Annotated in this window: 18 protein-coding genes and 2 riboswitches; of the genes, 3 read left to right on the top strand and 15 right to left on the bottom strand. The window is 42.9% G+C overall.

The features are described 5' to 3' along the window. Positions 1-24: 24 nt before the first annotated feature. The 13 genes from purF to MHH68_RS03220 all read right to left on the bottom strand — a co-directional run bounded on the left by purF (position 25) and on the right by MHH68_RS03220 (position 13,195). Positions 25-1,455, bottom strand: coding sequence for an amidophosphoribosyltransferase (purF, locus tag MHH68_RS03280; protein WP_339165100.1), 1,431 nt, complete (start codon positions 1,453-1,455; stop codon positions 25-27). Then, positions 1,431-3,662 carry a phosphoribosylformylglycinamidine synthase subunit PurL gene (gene purL / locus MHH68_RS03275; protein ID WP_339165098.1) on the bottom strand — a complete coding sequence of 744 codons (2,232 nt, stop codon included), beginning with the start codon at positions 3,660-3,662 and terminating at the stop codon, positions 1,431-1,433. The genes purF and purL overlap by 25 nt, the downstream gene beginning before the upstream one ends. After that, positions 3,646-4,329, bottom strand: coding sequence for a phosphoribosylformylglycinamidine synthase subunit PurQ (purQ, locus tag MHH68_RS03270; RefSeq protein ID WP_058015531.1), 684 nt, complete (start codon positions 4,327-4,329; stop codon positions 3,646-3,648). Before purQ ends, purL begins: the two co-directional genes overlap by 17 nt. Next, a complete protein-coding gene (purS, locus tag MHH68_RS03265) occupies positions 4,326-4,580 on the bottom strand; it encodes a phosphoribosylformylglycinamidine synthase subunit PurS (protein WP_003214349.1) in 255 nt (84 codons plus the stop codon). Before purS ends, purQ begins: the two co-directional genes overlap by 4 nt. After that, positions 4,573-5,295, bottom strand: a complete 723-nt coding sequence (gene purC, locus MHH68_RS03260) for a phosphoribosylaminoimidazolesuccinocarboxamide synthase (RefSeq protein WP_061406993.1) — start codon at positions 5,293-5,295, stop codon at positions 4,573-4,575. The genes purS and purC overlap by 8 nt, the downstream gene beginning before the upstream one ends. A 72-nt stretch (positions 5,296-5,367) precedes the next feature. After that, positions 5,368-6,663 (bottom strand): adenylosuccinate lyase, encoded by a 1,296-nt coding sequence (purB, locus tag MHH68_RS03255; RefSeq protein WP_058015533.1) that lies wholly within the window; start codon positions 6,661-6,663, stop codon positions 5,368-5,370. Beyond that, the gene (gene purK / locus MHH68_RS03250; RefSeq protein ID WP_339165094.1) at positions 6,660-7,802 is read right to left on the bottom strand and encodes a 5-(carboxyamino)imidazole ribonucleotide synthase; all 1,143 of its coding nucleotides are present in this window, start codon (positions 7,800-7,802) and stop codon (positions 6,660-6,662) included. Before purK ends, purB begins: the two co-directional genes overlap by 4 nt. Next, positions 7,795-8,283, bottom strand: a complete 489-nt coding sequence (purE, locus tag MHH68_RS03245) for a 5-(carboxyamino)imidazole ribonucleotide mutase (RefSeq protein WP_058015578.1) — start codon at positions 8,281-8,283, stop codon at positions 7,795-7,797. Before purE ends, purK begins: the two co-directional genes overlap by 8 nt. A 169-nt stretch (positions 8,284-8,452) precedes the next feature. Continuing rightward, a riboswitch (purine riboswitch) is annotated at positions 8,453-8,554 on the bottom strand. Between the two features lie 79 nt (positions 8,555-8,633). Next, positions 8,634-8,834: an NETI motif-containing protein gene (locus tag MHH68_RS03240; RefSeq protein WP_012009137.1), complete on the bottom strand. Its 201-nt coding sequence runs from the start codon at positions 8,832-8,834 to the stop codon at positions 8,634-8,636. Beyond that, the gene (locus MHH68_RS03235; RefSeq protein WP_024424505.1) at positions 8,831-9,385 is read right to left on the bottom strand and encodes a DUF2179 domain-containing protein; all 555 of its coding nucleotides are present in this window, start codon (positions 9,383-9,385) and stop codon (positions 8,831-8,833) included. The genes MHH68_RS03240 and MHH68_RS03235 overlap by 4 nt, the downstream gene beginning before the upstream one ends. 206 nt (positions 9,386-9,591) lie before the next feature. Then, a complete protein-coding gene (locus tag MHH68_RS03230) occupies positions 9,592-10,392 on the bottom strand; it encodes a hypothetical protein (RefSeq protein ID WP_339165092.1) in 801 nt (266 codons plus the stop codon). Between the two features lie 219 nt (positions 10,393-10,611). Further along, on the bottom strand, positions 10,612-11,937 hold the full coding sequence (locus tag MHH68_RS03225) for an NCS2 family permease (protein ID WP_058015536.1): 1,326 nt from the start codon (positions 11,935-11,937) through the stop codon (positions 10,612-10,614). 144 nt (positions 11,938-12,081) lie between these two features. Continuing rightward, positions 12,082-12,183: riboswitch (purine riboswitch) on the bottom strand. 115 nt (positions 12,184-12,298) lie between these two features. Next, positions 12,299-13,195: a LysR family transcriptional regulator gene (locus tag MHH68_RS03220; RefSeq protein ID WP_253622898.1), complete on the bottom strand. Its 897-nt coding sequence runs from the start codon at positions 13,193-13,195 to the stop codon at positions 12,299-12,301. A 101-nt stretch (positions 13,196-13,296) separates the two neighbouring features. Here MHH68_RS03220 and MHH68_RS03215 point away from each other — a divergent pair, with 101 nt between their 5' ends. Next, complete coding sequence (locus tag MHH68_RS03215) at positions 13,297-14,484, top strand: MFS transporter (protein ID WP_339165089.1); 1,188 nt, start codon at positions 13,297-13,299, stop codon at positions 14,482-14,484. An 18-nt stretch (positions 14,485-14,502) separates the two neighbouring features. Here the strand turns inward: MHH68_RS03215 and MHH68_RS03210 are convergent, their stop codons facing one another. Together MHH68_RS03210 and MHH68_RS03205 are read right to left on the bottom strand one after the other, a co-directional pair. Then, entirely contained in the window at positions 14,503-15,948 is a 1,446-nt protein-coding gene (locus MHH68_RS03210; protein WP_339165087.1) for a DUF4179 domain-containing protein, read from the bottom strand. Next, the gene (locus MHH68_RS03205; RefSeq protein WP_058015540.1) at positions 15,917-16,462 is read right to left on the bottom strand and encodes a sigma-70 family RNA polymerase sigma factor; all 546 of its coding nucleotides are present in this window, start codon (positions 16,460-16,462) and stop codon (positions 15,917-15,919) included. Before MHH68_RS03205 ends, MHH68_RS03210 begins: the two co-directional genes overlap by 32 nt. A gap of 179 nt (positions 16,463-16,641) precedes the next feature. Here MHH68_RS03205 and MHH68_RS03200 point away from each other — a divergent pair, with 179 nt between their 5' ends. Beyond that, on the top strand, positions 16,642-16,827 hold the full coding sequence (locus MHH68_RS03200) for a hypothetical protein (protein WP_012009130.1): 186 nt from the start codon (positions 16,642-16,644) through the stop codon (positions 16,825-16,827). 4 nt (positions 16,828-16,831) lie between these two features. Beyond that, positions 16,832-17,398, top strand: coding sequence for a GNAT family protein (locus MHH68_RS03195; protein ID WP_339165085.1), 567 nt, complete (start codon positions 16,832-16,834; stop codon positions 17,396-17,398). Positions 17,399-17,411: the final 13 nt, after the last annotated feature.

The raw sequence follows: 17,411 nt of genomic DNA, 5'->3' as shown, positions 1-17,411 counted from the left end.
CTTGACTGCTGCTCCTTTATTCGATTATTTCGTCAGGACCGTTTCCTTCACATGCGGAAGAACCGTATCTTCATATATTTCAGTCGGGTATTTCCCAGTAAAGCATGCCAAACACTGACCGCGCTGCGGATCATCATACTTTCTGCCAATCCCGTCCATTAAACCGTCTACAGATAAAAATGCAATGGTGTCTGCACCGATTTCCTGTCTAATTTCTTCCACTGAATGAGATGACGCAATTAGCTCTTCGTGTGTGGATGTATCAATCCCATAAAAACATGGATGTGCGATTGGCGGTGAACTAATACGTACATGGACTTCCGTCGCACCCGCTTCTCTTAGCATCGTGACAATTCTGCGGCTTGTTGTCCCGCGTACGATGGAATCATCCACCATCACGACACGCTTTCCTTCGACTACACCGCGTACAGCAGACAGTTTCATCCGTACGCCCTGCTCACGCAATGCTTGAGACGGCTGGATAAATGTCCGGCCGACATAACGATTTTTAATCAATCCGAGCTCATACGGAATACCTGTTGCTTCGGCATATCCAATCGCTGCAGAAATACTGGAATCTGGTACACCTGTCACAACATCTGCTTCGACATGTGCTTCCTCAGCAAGCTTTTTGCCAAGATTCTTTCTCGCACTATGCACATTGATACCGTTAATATTGCTGTCAGGTCTTGAGAAATAAATGTATTCCATGCTGCACATGCTGCGGTTAATGTTCATCGAGAAGCGCTCAGATTTGAGGCCTTCATCATTAATAATCAGCATTTCGCCAGGCTCCACATCACGTAAATACGTGGCACCGACAACATCAAATGCACAAGTTTCAGAAGCGACAACATAAGCATCCCCAAGCATACCAAGTGAAAGCGGGCGTAAACCGTTCGGATCAAGCGCCACGATCATTTCTGTTTCCGTCATGATTAAGAAAGCATAGGCTCCCTTAAGCATGGACAGTGCATTTTTGATCTGCTCTTTTAATTCCATATGCCCACTGCGCTTAATTAAATGAGCCAGCACTTCGGTATCAGAAGAGGTCTGAAAAATACTCCCTTGGTTTTCTAGCTGCTGCTTTAACTGCGTTGCATTCACTAAGTTTCCATTATGAGCAAGGGCAAGGCTGCCATTGTTTTGCGAACGGAAGAAGAGGGGCTGCACATTTTCAAAGCCGCCTCCACCTGCTGTCGCATACCGAACATGTCCAATCGCACCTTTTCCTTTCAAATCCTTTAGCTCACCGTTTTGAAAGACTTCCGTAATCAGTCCAAGGCCTTTGTGTGACGTCAGGTTCTCACCATCTGTTGCAATGATTCCCGCACCTTCTTGTCCTCGGTGCTGAAGGCTATGCAATCCGTAATATGTGATTTGCGGGGCTTCTTCGTGTCCCCAAACCCCAAAGACACCACACTCTTCATTTAAGCCTCTGATTTCAGCAAGCATGGGATCGCTCCTTTCCATGCACGTTCAAGCTCGTTGACCGCTGCATGAATCCATTGTTGTCCTTCTTGATTTTTGACAGTAAACACACCATCATTTGTCACCGTTCCAACTTCTTTCGCATCTTTGACAGCCGCAGCAAACGCTTCGCGGTGCTCCGGTTTCACTGTGACAACAAAACGTGACTGTGTTTCACTGAATAATGAAGCTTCGCTGTTTAAATCGATTTGGATATCTGCACCAAGTCCGTCAGTTCCAAATGTACTTTCAGCAAGTGCTACACCAAGTCCGCCTTCAGACACATCGTGTGCTGATTGAACGAGACCGTTTTGAATCGCAGCTAGCAAAGCTTCTTGACGCGCTAGCTCTACGTTCAAATCAATTTCTGGTGCTTTTCCGTAAATACGGCCTTCTGTCATCTTTTGAAGCTCACTGCCTGCAAATTCTTCTTTTGTCTCACCAATGACGAAAATCACATCGCCAGCCTGCTTGAACGATTGAGTCGTAATATGAGCAGTATCTTCAACCAAACCAACCATCCCAATAACTGGAGTTGGGTAAATCGCTGTTCCACTTGATTCGTTATATAAAGAGACGTTCCCACCGATCACTGGTGTGCTTAGCGTGCGGCAAGCTTCGCTAATCCCGTCAGCAGACTTTTCAATTTGCCAGAAAATTTCTGGTTTCTCTGGGTTACCGAAGTTTAGGTTATCTGTCACTGCTAGCGGACGAGCGCCTGAGCAGACAATGTTACGTGCTGCTTCTGCGACGGCGATTTTCCCGCCGACCTCTGGATCAAGGTAGAGATAGCGCGCGTTACAATCTGTTGTCATCGCTAGGGCTTTTTTCGTTCCGCGGATTCTTAAAACGCCAGCATCAGAGCCCGGTGCAACGACGGTATTTGTCCGAACCATGTAGTCATACTGATCATAGACCCATTCTTTACTTGCAATCGTTGGCTGCTGAAGGAGCTGCTTTAATGTCTGTGCTGCATCTGTGATCGCTGGAGCTTCCACTTTTGTTTCTAAAAACTCACGATAGTATGCAGGCTCACTTGACGGCTTATGATAAACCGGTGCTTCTTCTGCAAGAGCGTCAACAGGAAGCTCACACACCACTTCACCTTGATGGAGTAAACGAAGCATTTTATCGTCTGTCACATGACCGACTGATACCGCTTCAAGATCGTATTTTTCGAAAATATCAATGATTTCTTGCTCACGGCCTTTTTCAATGACTAGAAGCATTCTCTCTTGTGATTCAGACAGCATCATTTCGTATGCGGACATGCCTGTTTCACGCTGCGGAATGAGGTCTAAATTCATCTCAATCCCAGATCCTGCTTTACTCGCCATTTCCGCACTTGAGCTTGTTAAGCCAGCCGCTCCCATATCTTGAATTCCAACGAGCGCATCGTTTTTGATGACTTCAAGGCACGCTTCAAGCAAAAGTTTTTCCATGAATGGATCACCGACTTGAACCGCTGAACGTTTTTCTTCTGATTCATCAGAAAATTCTTCAGACGCAAATGTTGCACCGTGAATACCGTCACGTCCCGTTTTAGCACCAACATACATCACCGTGTTGCCGACACCTTTTGCCTGCCCTTTTTTGATGTCCTCATGATTGATTAAACCAACACACATCGCATTCACGAGCGGATTGCCTTCATAGCTTTGATCAAAATGAACTTCTCCGCCGACTGTAGGAATTCCGATACAGTTTCCATAGCCTGCGATCCCTGCCACTACTTCTTCAAACAAGTACTTCACACGCGGTGAAGTCAGTTCACCAAAACGAAGAGAGTTTAGTACAGCAATTGGACGCGCACCCATGGAGAATACATCACGGATAATTCCGCCGACACCAGTAGCTGCTCCTTGATACGGTTCAATCGCAGATGGATGGTTATGTGATTCGATTTTAAATACAACCGCTTGGTTGTCTCCAATATCAACGATTCCAGCGCCTTCCCCTGGACCTTGAAGAACATGCTCTCCTTTTGTCGGGAATTTGCTTAAAACAGGCTTTGAGTTTTTATAACTGCAATGCTCTGACCACATGACAGAAAAAATACCCGTTTCTGTGTAGTTTGGCAGCCTGCCAATAATGGATTCGATTAAAGCGAATTCTTCATCACTCAATCCCATTTGCTGATACAATTTCTCTTCTTTAATTTGCTTGTGACTTGGTTCAAGCAGTAGTGACATGAGTGTCCCTCCAATTTTTCACGATAGATTGAAACAATTTAAGTCCGTCTGCGCTGCCTAGTAATGAATCCACCGCGCGCTCAGGGTGCGGCATCATGCCGAGTACATTGCCCTCTTCATTCGTAATACCTGCAATTCGATTGACACTGCCGTTAATATCGTCTCCGTAAGTGAAAGCGATTTGGTTATTTTCAATAAGCTTCGCTAAAGTGTCTTCATCACAGTAGAAGTTTCCTTCACCGTGCGCTACAGGAACCGAAATGGATTCGCCTTTTAGATAGCCGCTTGTAAATTGCGTTTCGTTGTTCTCTACAATGAGTTCAACTGGACGACAGATAAATTTTAAGTCTTTATTTCGTCTCATCGCACCTGGAAGAATGCCAAGCTCCTGAAGAATTTGGAACCCGTTACAAACACCAAGAACAGGCTTTCCTTCCGCAGCTGCTTTTTTCACCGCCGGCATGATGTTTGAAAAGCGAGCAATCGCACCGCATCTTAAGTAATCCCCATAAGAGAAACCGCCTGGTACGAGTACACCGTCAAATCCGTCTAGACTCGTTTCGTCGTGCCATACATATTCAACTTGTTCACCTAACTCATCTTGAATCGCATGGTACATATCGATATCACAGTTAGAGCCAGGCAAGACGATCACTGCAAACTTCACTGTGCGACAACCTCCTCCACCTCATAGCGGTAATCTTCAATCACCGTGTTGGCCAGTAATTTTTCGCACATTTCTTTGACGACTGTGTCTAAATCACGATCTGATTTTTCAATGACAAGCTCCATGTATTTTCCGATACGGACATCCTTTACTTCCTGATAAGACATGCTGTGCAAGGCGTGCTGCACGGCACTTCCTTGTGGATCAAGAACGCTCTCTTTTAAGCTGACAAAAATTTTCACTTTATACATGTTTATGGCCTCCAAGTCTTTTGAAAATTTCTTCGTATGCATTTGTTAAGCCGCCCAGGTTTCGTCTGAACACGTCTTTATCAAGCTTTTCGTTTGTCTCTTTGTCCCAAAGCCTGCACGTATCAGGTGAAATCTCATCAGCTAGCAAAATACGATTCTCGTGATCTATTCCGAATTCAAGCTTGAAATCAATTAAATTCACATGGCAGTCTGAAAAGATTTGCTTTAACTCTTCATTGACTTGTCTTGTGATCTGTTTCATTTCCTCGACCTGCTCTGGTGTCGCTGCATGTAAAATGCGAATATGATCTTCTGTAATGAGCGGATCGCCGAGTGCATCATCTTTGTAGTAAAACTCGATCAATGGTGTATCCAGTTTTGTTCCCTCTGGAATGCCAAGGCGCTTTGACATACTGCCTGCCACCACATTTCGCACAACCACTTCAAGCGGCACAATCTGTACCTTTTGAATGAGCTGCTCTGTTTCAGAAAGGCGTTTCACAAAGTGATTGTTGATCCCTTTCTCATGCAGCATTTGAAAGATTAAGCTTGAAATTTCGTTGTTCAGTCTGCCTTTGCCTTCGATTTCAGCTTTCTTTTCGCCGTTAAATGCTGTCGCTGAGTCTTTATATTCAACATATAAAATTTGCTCGTCATCGGTCTGATAGATTTTTTTCGCTTTGCCTTCGTAGAGAAGTTCTTGTTTCACAGTCATTCAGGTTGGCCTCCTAATTTGAATGTTGGCAATTTTCAGGATTGGGCACCTGACAAGCAGGTGGCCCTTTTCTTACACAAGACCTAGACGTTCGAAAATCATATCGACATTTTTCAAGTGATAGTTGTAATCGAAGCAGTCAGCGATTTGTTCAGGTGTTAAGCGTGATGTGATTTTTTCCTCCGCTTCTACTAATGAACGGAATGGCACTTGCTTCTCCCACGCTTCCATTGCCTTTGGCTGAACCGTATCATATGCCTCTTCACGTGCCATGCCTGTATCGATTAATGCAAGAAGAACACGCTGTGAGTAAATCAAGCCAAGTGTGCGGTCCATGTTGCGTTTCATGTTCTCAGGGAAGACCGTCAAGTTTTTCACAATGTTTGAGAAACGGTTTAGCATGTAGTTCAGTGCAATCGTTGCATCTGGTAAAATGATGCGTTCAGCAGACGAATGAGAAATATCACGCTCATGCCAAAGTGGTACATTTTCATAAGCTGTCAGCATATATCCACGGATGACGCGGGCAATTCCCGTCATATTTTCAGAACCGATTGGGTTCCGTTTATGCGGCATTGCTGATGATCCCTTTTGTCCTTTTGCGAAGAACTCTTCTACTTCACGTGTTTCACTCTTTTGAAGACCACGGATTTCAACAGCAAATTTCTCAATGCTTGTTGCGACGAGTGCAAGAGTAGCCATGTAATCGGCATGACGATCACGCTGCAAGGTTTGGGTGGAGATTGGTGCAGCTTTGATGCCAAGCTTCTCACATACATATTGCTCAACAAACGGGTCGATGTTCGCATATGTGCCAACAGCCCCAGAAATTTTACCAAATTCGATACCGGCTTTTGCTTGTTTAAAACGTTCTAGGTTACGCTTCATTTCTTCGTACCAAAGACCAAGCTTCAGGCCAAATGTTGTCGGTTCAGCGTGTACACCGTGTGTACGTCCCATCATGACAGTGTATTTATGCTCTTTCGCTTTTTCTTTTAGGATGTCAACAAATCTCTCAATGTCCTTGAGCAAGATATCGTTTGCCTGCTTTAATAGATATGAAAGCGCCGTATCCACTACGTCTGTAGATGTTAGCCCGTAATGAACCCACTTTCTTTCTTCTCCTAGAGATTCAGATACAGCACGCGTAAAGGCAACCACGTCATGGCGCGTGTCTTGTTCAATCTCTAAAATACGATCAATATCAAAGCTTGCATTCTTACGCATAGTCACAACGTCTTCTTTTGGAATAACACCAAGCTCTGCCCAAGCTTCACAAGCGAGAATTTCTACTTCAAGCCATGCATTAAATTTGTTTTCCTCTGTCCAGATTGCTGACATTTCTGGTCGTGCGTAACGTTCGATCATTTCCCGTTTCCTCCATCTCTTTCAGTCCATATCTTTGTGATGTTTGTCATCCATTCATCATCAAGCTGTTTCATAAATGTCATATGCCCCATTTTGCGGCCGGCTTTTACTTCATGCTTTCCATATAGATAAAGCTTCGCTTCTTTGAGAAGCTCAGGATGCTCTATTGGGATGTCTACTTCATTGCCTAATAAGTTCACCATCATGCCCTCTGACAAAAGGGCTGTGCCGCCAAGCGGTAAACCGCATATCGCGCGAACGTGCTGTTCAAACTGGCTCGTCTCACATAAATCGAGCGTATAATGACCAGAATTATGCGGGCGAGGCGCCAGTTCATTGACGAGCAGCTCTCCTTCGTTTGTCAGGAACAGTTCTACAGCAAGTGTCCCCACTAGCCCAAGCTTTTCAGCCAGTGTCGTTGCCAGCACTTTTGCCTTCTCCTGAATGCTTTCATCAACTCTTGCAGGCACAATGCTCTGGAACAAAATGTTGTGCTTATGAATGTTCTCAGCGACTGGGAATACCGCAATCTCCCCATGAATAGAACGAGTGACGATCACCGAGAGCTCCATTTGAAATGGGACCCAGCTTTCTAAAATACAAGTTCCATGTGTGAGCAATTCAGATGCTTCGTGAAGCTGTCCTGTTTCCTTGATCACATACTGCCCTTTTCCGTCGTAGCCGCCTCTGCATGTTTTCAAAACGGCTGGCAAACCAAGTACAGTTACTGCGTCTTCCAGCTCTTTTTCATCATGAACGATGCGATAAGGCGCAACTTCACAGCCTGCATCTACAATCCCTTTTTTCTCCGTTTCACGATTTTGCGTTAAAAGAAGAAGTTCACTTCCTTGCGGCAAATTGGCTTCTTCCTTCAATTGATTAAGTGCATCGTAATCAATATTTTCAAATTCATATGTCACGACATCGCTGATTTCTGCGAGCTGTCTGATTCCATCCAGATCACTATATGCAGCTGTGATTTCTGTATCAGCAACCTGTCCACAAGGAGATTGTGCGACTGGGTCTAATACAGCTGCTCGGTACCCCATTTGCTTTGCGCTGACGGCCATATATCTGCCAAGCTGTCCTCCGCCGATAATACCGATGGTTGCGTTTGGAAAAATGGTCTGCTTAGCCAAGCTGATCACTGCTTTCTAGTACAGTCTGTTTTGTTTGCTCTCTTCTTTCCTCAAGGCGAGCAGCGATTGTTTCATCAAAAGCTGAAATCATTTGTGCGGCTAGAAGGCCTGCATTTGTTGCACCGGCTTTGCCAATCGCCACTGTCGCAACTGGTACACCGCCTGGCATTTGAACGATGGATAATAAGGAATCCAGCCCATTTAGTGCTTTTGATTGTACGGGCACACCAATGACCGGCAGTGTCGTTTTTGCTGCGACCATCCCCGGTAAATGTGCTGCGCCTCCAGCACCGGCAATGATGACTTTTAGTCCTTTACCTCTTGCTTCTGCCGCATATTCAAACATCAAGTCAGGTGTCCGGTGTGCGGATACGACCTGTTTTTCGTACGGAATGTCTAATTCCTCTAAGATATCGCACGCATTTTTCATTGTTTCCCAATCAGATGTACTTCCCATGATGACACCTACAAGCGGCTTCATTTTGTCCCCACCTTTAAGCTGATATTCGATTTTGTATCGTTTGACACGCTTCCCAAACCTAAGCAGCTTGTCAAACGCCGAACAAAAAGGCCCGATTTGCATTGCATTGTTAGGAAGCAACACAAACCGGGCCATGGTAAGCGCTGTTCGCTTTTGAAACGCCATGTCAGTTTTGTTCACTATCCTGCATAGTCCAGTCATTTACGGTAACTGGGTAGAAACTTATGGGCCATATTCCCAAGATTATATGAGGTTCGTGTTTTGAATTCATGTTTATCTTAACAACGGATGTTCATGATGTCAACGGATTTATCGAACAATCTATGAAGTCGTCGTTTTAATGTTCGGATTTAGACTATTTTTCCTTCAAATACGATTTTTTTCCCAATCGGAATGATCTGAATCGACCCATTTTCCTTCTTTTCCTGAAAAATGGGCTCCTCCATTCGTCGGACAGGCGAGTAGCCTTCCGCTGCCATCTGGGACAACACTTGATCGATCGTCATGTTGTCTTCCACATAGAATTTCTTCTTCTTTGGTTTTGCGGTCATTCTTTAATTCTCCTTTTCTTCACAGCCTTCACCCAGAAGCCGCCATGAATCGATTTGGGCTCATATGAAATGATAAATGCCTTTGAATCCAGCGTTTTAATCGTTTCATATAATTGCAGTTCATATTTTCTCGGTGTTAAAATTTGCAATGCTGTCCGGTCTCCTTCAAGACCGCCTGCTACCCAGCTGGTGACACCATATCCTTTTTCTCTCAATTGCCTTGGGAGATCGACATCTAATTCTTTTGTGATCACGTTAACAGTTGTGTAGCCAAGTGCCAGCTTCTCTTCAATTTTCATCCCGACAATGATCCCCATCCCATAACCTAACGCATACGCAATGACATTTTGGATTTGATCTAAGTTATCAAGTACGATACTTAATCCAATCACATAAATCAGCATTTCAATCGTACCAGCAAAAGCTGCTGCGTACCGTCTGCCTTTCATTGTTAAAATCAAACGCATGGTGGAAAAAGAGACATAGACAATATTAATCACTAAAATGATCAAAACCATGGTGAACGCATTGGATAAAAGTTGTTGAAGCACGATTCGAACCCCCTGCACTAAAAAATCAAATAAAGCACCCCATATTCTACTAGAGAACATACCTTGATACAATCAAATTTGCGCGAGAAAAACACATATATCTTTCGACAAGAACGGTGGTCTTTGTTACCAAGAGTTTACCCGTTTTTTCCTCTTCTCAACATGAAAACCTCCTTTTTCAAAAAAGGAGGTTTTCAGCGTGTGTATTATCCAAATCGAACAGGCACAAGTGAAGGAATCAAATACTCTCCGACAATGCCCCAGAGCAGTGCAATGATGACAAGCTCCACCAATAAAAAGATCCAGCCGGCATACATCAAATCACCGCGCACCGCTTCATGCTCCGATTGAATCGAGCGAAACAGCACGACCGCAATCAACTGGAGACCAAAAAACATCATCACAGATAAAATGACCGTCACATATGGAATATTCAGCATGGCAAATACAAGCCAAAGGATAGATAAAACCAAAACCGGTACAAGTGCGGCACCAAACTTCATGATCACTTCTTTCAGTGATATGTTTCCTTTTAACATGTATTTTCCGAGTAACCAGACGGTCAGCATCATCAATGTGAGCAGAATGAGTGTAAAGACCGCTACCCTCAAAAAGGCGTCACCAAAAGAGTAATGAATGCCAAAGCCTAATAAACGAGTCTTTGACGCCTTTAATTGAACATAGTTGCCTAAAGCAAAAAACACGCTGAATAACACAATCGAGATCCAGGCGTACTTCATCCGTAATGTTTCCGCTTGATTGATGGCCCGACTCGGTGATTTTAACATCGCAAGTCCATATGAGCCATAGCGCTTAAACGCGCCTCCTACACCTTGCAGCATGCGCTGAATGGTAGAACGCTCATCATCGGCTGCCGCTTTTACTTTCGACGTTCTTCCACGTTTTGCGGCGCTTCTGCTAAGACGGGATTGTCTCGTTTCTTGATCTATTGATGGCTCTTCATTTTTTACGTCTGATGTACTTTGCTCTTCATCTTTTTCTAACATCTCATATCAACTCCTATCCAGCACAATCCTTACAGGCTCATACGAATGACCTGTAAGGATGACTCCTCTTAAAGTAGCGGAGTCTCTCTGTTCAGTCAAGATTCCTTGACGTTCATACGAATAGACGGCTAAAGGGCATCAGAGGTTTTAAAATGGCAAGAAAATTAGGGCAAAACAAAAAAACAGCAGCTTCCATGAGCTGCTGTTTCAGGCGAACCATTAATGATTTAAGAAAGCAAAGTAGAGAATAAAGATCACAAACAATCCGTACATAATCGGATGTATTTCTTTGGCTTTCCCTTTAAAGATCATCGTAATCGGGTAGAAAATAAAGCCAACCGCAATCCCTGTTGCAATACTGTATGTGAGTGGCATCATAATCATCGTTAAGAACGCTGGTACGGCAATTTCAAAACGATCCCATGCAATCTTCGCAAGCGGAGCGACCATCAGTGCACCAACAATGATTAAAGCAGGTGCTGTCACATTCTTTGTAACGATGGATAAAAGCGGCGAGAAGAACATCGCAAGCAAGAAGAAAATACCTGTCACGACAGCTGCAAATCCTGAACGTGCACCAGCAGCAACACCTGAGCTAGATTCAACATAAGATGTTGTCGTCGATGTTCCAAGAATAGAACCTACAACGATTGAAGATGAATCCGCTAGAAGTGCTCTTCCTGCACGCGGCAGCTCATTATTTTTCATTAAACCAGCTTGGGTTGCAACAGCCACAAGCGTTCCTGCTGTATCAAAGAACCCAACGAATAAGAACGTTAAAATCACGACAAGCATTTGAATCGAGAAGATGTCTGGCAAGTGAATCAAGGCTTGTCCAAAGGTTGGAGATAAGCTTGGAATACTTCCCACAATTTGCGTCGGTACTGGGACAAGACCAACAATCATTCCTGCAATAGCTGTCACAAGCATCCCAATGAAGACACCTGCATTCACTCGCAGAACCATTAAAATGACAGTCACCACGATACCAAACACCGTTAATAAGACAGGACCACTATGAATGTTCCCAATGGAAACGAGCGTATTATCGTTATTGGCAATTATGCCAGAGCCTTGCAGACCGACAAACGTAATGAATAGACCAATACCTGCACCAACCGCCAGCTTTAGCTCAGCCGGAATGGCATTGATGATTTTTTCACGGAAACCTGTTAAAGAAAGGGCAACGAAAATCAATCCTGAAACAAATACACCAGAAAGTGCTGCTTCCCATGTGATGCCCATGCCAAGAACAACCGAAAAGGCGAAAAAGGCATTCAAGCCCATACCTGGGGCAATCGCAATTGGATACCTGGCAATCAGCCCCATCAGAATACACCCTGCGGCAGAGGCTAACGCCGTCGCAGTAAAGACAGCGCCCTGATCAATTCGTAATTTATCTGGAAAATCCGGTACCGACACTAAAGCAAGTGTGATCGGATTGACAAACAAAATGTAAGCCATCGACAAAAATGTGGTTAAACCACCGATGATTTCTCTGCGGTAATTCGTTCCTAACTCATCAAATTGAAAAAACTGTTTCAAGCCAACTGACTCCCTTCATGTCCTTTTGCTTTAGTCTGCCCCATTCACAAGTCAAATAAAAAACGCCCCAACAGTTTTGGGACGCTTGACTACATATGTGAATTCAGACGGTGACATAAAACAAGAACAATGCATGATTTATATCAAACGAGTGTGAATTGACGTAGTCAAGCTATTTACGGTAGCTTGGTAGAAACTTGCGGGCCATATCCCCGCTATTATACGACTTCTATCTATTTGATTTCTGTGTCTATTGTACCAACTTCATTTTTAAAACACAATACGAAAAGCGAACATTTTTCAAAGAAATGTCCGCTTCATTCGTCTTATTACACGAATTTGGAAAATCACATCTAGTTCTTTATACACCCTTCTCCAAATCCTTCTCTTTTGCAAAAACTGCTTCGGCTACATGGAAAAACTCTTTCACTGCCGGAGAAGCTTGGGAGAGAGACGGACAGGCAAGCGCAACCTCACGGTGATGAGACACATTCAACTGACGAATATGCACAAGCTGCTGCGTTTTTAAAAACAGCTCAGGGCCTATCGTGACACCAAGCCCTTCCCCAACCATACGAGCAATGGTCGTACAATCGTGTACTTCAAATAAAGTAGCTGGCTTCAATTGAGCCTCAGAAAAAATATCCTCTACATGTGATTGATACATGCCAGTCGGCATAATAAATGGTTCATCCGCCAAATCTGTGATGTCTACAATGGACTGCTGGTGAAAACGATGATTTGGATGATAGGCGACCACCATCTCATCTTTGATCAGCGGCAGCAAGTCAAAGGCTTCATCTGCATGACCTTTCACAACAAAACCAACATCAATGATGCCAGAGTCTAGCCACTCCAATATTTCTTCATACGTTCCCTCATAAAATTTAAATTCGATTTTCGGATGCTTTTTCTGATAGCTCACAAGCAGCTTAGGCAATAAACAAGCTGATGCACTGGCAAAAGTTCCGATACGAATCAAGCCCGTTTCGATATTTTTCGTTAACGCAATTTCCTGCTGGATCTTCTCCACCCTATTTAACACTTCTCTAATATGCGGGAGAAGCGTTTGACCGATATCTGTCAGCATGATGCCCTTTTTTCGATCACGAATGAATAAGGACACACCCCACTCCGTTTCTAAACTCGCCACCGCATGACTCACCGCGGACTGCGTCATATTTAATGCTTCAGCTGCTGCGGTAAAACTGCCAAGCTCGACCACTTTTGCGATAATATCAAAGCGAACAAAGCTCATGAGTATTCACTCATCTCCTTCATGAAAAACATCAATTTTACTTATGTTAGCACGGAATTTAAACTAAATACAACGTATCAAATTGAAGGAAGGGTTCAAAAATGAAAAACACATCATATCAGCTATTGATTATTCTTTTAGCTGTCGGTTCATTCGTCACAGGCACGTCAGAATTCGTTGTGTCTGGCATTCTAGATATCATTGCTGTTGATTTACACATCTCCATTCCTGCTGCCGGGCAGCTTATCACCATTTACTCTCTCTTTTATGCAGTAGGTGCTCTCTTTTTAGTGATGGCAACATCGAAATTGAACCGAAAAAAGGTTCTGTTATCGGCTATTTTTGTGTTTATCTTAGGCAATGTGGTCGCCTTTTTTAGCCATCACTTTGTGCTGCTCCTGCTATCCCGAGTCATCATGGCCATGAGTGGCGGCTTATATATTGTCGTCGCCACGAATTATGCAGCGCAGATCGCCCCTCCAGAAAAAAAGGGAAGCGCAATGGCAACGGTCATTACTGGTTTTACCGTTTCACTCGTACTTGGTGTCCCTATTGGCACATTTTTATCAGGTCATGTGGATTGGCATTATATTTTTCTCATCATTGCACTAGGTACTGCTTGTCTTTTACTACTGCTTTATCAATTACTGCCACGCATGGAGGGACATTCACATATGCCATTGAAGCAGCAATTACATCTCCTTCAAGATAGCAGGGTGATCAGCGGATTAGCCACGACCGTCTTTTGGATCTTAGGCTACACAATGGTATTCGCTTATATCTCGCCTTTATTACGACAGACTGCTGGCTTCTCTCTTGAAATGACAAGTATCGCCTTACTCATTTTAGGAATCGCTGCTTTTATAGGCTCACGATTTGGCGGCTTCGCCGTTGATCAATGGGGACCAAACCGAACCATCTCGATCAGCATCATGATCCAGATGCTCGCTCTCTTTGCCATATTCTTTACGCAATTCTCTACAATAAGCATCTTGATTACGCTTGCCATATGGGGCATCGCTACATGGACGACAACTCCGGCGAAGCAGTTTTACCTCATCTCTCTAAAACCCCAAGCATCAGAAACCGTGCTGAGTTTTAATACAGCGATTATGAATATCGGCATGATGCTCGGATCGTCAATGGGCGGTGTGATTATACAATATACAAATGTCACGAACTTAAGCTGGATTGGCGGTTTAGCAAGTTTTGTCGCATTCATGTTGATTCGGTACTCGTTCCATCGTAATCGGCTGGCCCAAAAGCAGGCAAAAAGCGAACATGTATAACCATGTTCGCTCTTTTATTTATTGACTAGCTTTTGATGTTTCTTTTTTGACTGGAATGGTTACCTTTATTTCTTTGTGCGGTGCCAACATATTCAGTTCTGACAAATCAAGATAAAGACCATATTCTTTAAAAGAAAAATGGTTTAATGATAAAGTCTCTAGATTCTTATCATCAAATTCAAAGGTGGATTGCATGGCAGCTGTCTTTAAATTCGTCACTTTCGCATGGTTCCCCTTCAAGTAATATCCGCTTTCATAGTCTGCTTGTGGATCGGGCCATGATTTCATCTTTTCAACATCGCCTAATCCAATGAATTCACCTATATTCTCCATCACATCCTGATCTAATTCTTTTTGATCTACTCCAGTAAATTGATAATCAACGATCACAGAACGGTCTTTTTGCTCTATCTTATTGATTTTGATTCCGATGCCATGGTGTTTTGTTTTGAACTGAATAGGCAGCTTTGTCTGAAGAGGAATGATGTGGCTGTATTCTCGTTCGTTTCTCACATCCGTGTAAAATGTCAATTCAGTCGCCTTTGGATTAATCGGTTGATTCAAAATCGTCAAATGATCTTTTCTAGTTTTGTCAGAAGTCAGTTGTTTCTTTCTTAAAACGGTTCCAATCTCAAGCTGATACTCATTTCCTAAATTATCCTTCATCCCATTTATACTGAATTTATCATCTTTGGCAAAACCATTGTAATCAATGGCATATTGAATAGCAGAGCCATTCACTCCATTTTCTACCTTTACGTTTCTTATTTGATAACGTCCATTTAAAATAGACACGTCTTTTTGTCCCGCTAATAAAGTGGTTTTTTGCTTGACCACAGGTAACTTGAAGCGCCAATTTCCTACAATATCCCCAATCTTCGTAATAACAAGCGGTACTTGTTGACCTTGTTTGATCGTTTGTCCATTTGTATAGACTTCCGTCTGCCCAACATAGCGGCCATCTTTTAATTTTTTTAACTCTGTTTTATCAAAATTCAGTTGAAAGTTTCCATCGATTTTTTCTGGATTCACTCTAAACGATACAACATCTTCTTTTGTATGGAAATTCTCCACAGTAAACGTATAAACAAGCCGCCCAGCATCATAGTACACACTGTTTACTTTCACAGTAACCCCTCTTGATTCAGCCCCCTCATTGACATGCTTCACCAAATCACTCTGAAAAAGAGACATTCCTACTTTATCGTGAAACATCATATAAAACTGTCCAATAATCGGGACTCGTGCCATCGCTGTATTAAGAGAAGGAAAAAGGAAGCCTGATGAAAAATAAAGAACGATTAGTATGATGACAGAGTATATTGGCGTTCTCCAATTCCATGTGAACCAACGTCGTTTCTTTTCCGCTTTCACATCCCCAATGGCTTGACGAATCGCGGAGGTCACTTCAACCATTGGTACATCAATCTCATCATAGAGCTTTTTCATTTCTTTTCGTTCCATCGACACTCTCCTCCTTTTCCAACGTTTGCTTTAATAACTTTCTTGCTCGATACAAATGAGTTTTAATCGTTCCTTCAGGCATACCCATCTGCTGAGAAATCATTGAAATCGAATAATCTTGAAAATAAAATAGCTGAATCACAATCTGGTATTGCTCGTCTAACACATCAAGTGCATGTTTTAAATCTAGCTTGTCTTCCAGAAAATCATTCCGCTCAACGCTTTCGTGCTGCTGATCAAACGGAACAACATCTTGCTGCTTTTTCTTCATCGCAAAAATTGTATGAATCAAAATCCGAGTCAGCCAGCTAGAAAAATAAGCTGGTTCTTTCAAGCCAGATAGATGCTTAAACGCTTTAAATACCGTCTCCTGAACAGCATCTAACGAATCCTCTTTATTTCTTGTGTAGAGAAAAGCCGTTTTATATAAACGCTCCTGATACATCAGCATTAATTTCTCAAATGCCGGGACATTCCCTTTTTGTGCTTTTTTAATTAGACGCACTTGCTTCATCTCACTCACACCTCCTACACCTGTTAGAGCAAGCTTTCTCTCAAACGGTTTCAACAAACGGACATTTCTTTTACTTAGCATATGTCGGATAAAAATAGAGAAAGTGAAGATTGGAGTCGAAAGTGCAACTTGAACTTTTGATATAATGGAAGAAATATCTACAAAAAGGAGTATGTCGATTGTTTCGATTCGAAGAACCCACGTGTGCTAGCTGTCAGAAAAAGATAGAAGGAAACGAAGAAGTGTACGTTAAGCTGGTCTATCCAAAGAGAAAAGGAATGACAGAGGTGAAGGCTTGGCTGAGGAATGAAGGGGTTTTTTATTGTAAGGCATGTACAGAACAAAAGACATCACATGGAGGATAAACACATGAACAAAATGACCTTTCCGCAATCATTTCCAACAATTCATACCGAAAGACTAATCTTAAAACAAGCAACGATCGAAGACTCTGAGGATATGCATATCTATTTATCCAATGAAACCGTGTGCCGCTACATGGGCATTGATGCTCATAAATCCATCGAAGACACAAAAGGAGAAATCAAGTGGTATGACAATATCTTCAAAGAACAAACAGGCATCAGGTGGGGCATTTCTTTAAAAGAAGATCCTGCGATCATCGGCAGCTGCGGCTTTCTCAATCTAGAAAAACAGCACTACCGCACCGAAATTGGCTATGAATTACACCACGATCATTGGAGAAAAGGCATCATGAGCGAAGCGATTGCTGCTGTGTTACGATATGGATTTCAGGAAATGAACCTGAACCGGATTGAAGCGATTATTGATCCAGCAAATACGTCTTCTGTTCAATTATTGGAGAATGTTGATTTTGTTCGAGAGGGTTTATTAAGGGAGTATGATCTTGGTCAGAATGGGTTTGATGATGTGTTTATGTATGCGATTTTGAAGAGGGATTACAATTGCAAATAAAATTCATATTCAT

Source organism: Bacillus sp. FSL K6-2841, from assembly GCF_037976435.1.
GTDB classification, from domain to species: domain Bacteria; phylum Bacillota; class Bacilli; order Bacillales; family Bacillaceae; genus Bacillus; species Bacillus pumilus.
The sequence above is the reverse complement of the archived record's forward strand: the minus strand, read 5'-3'. Positions and strand labels throughout refer to the sequence as shown.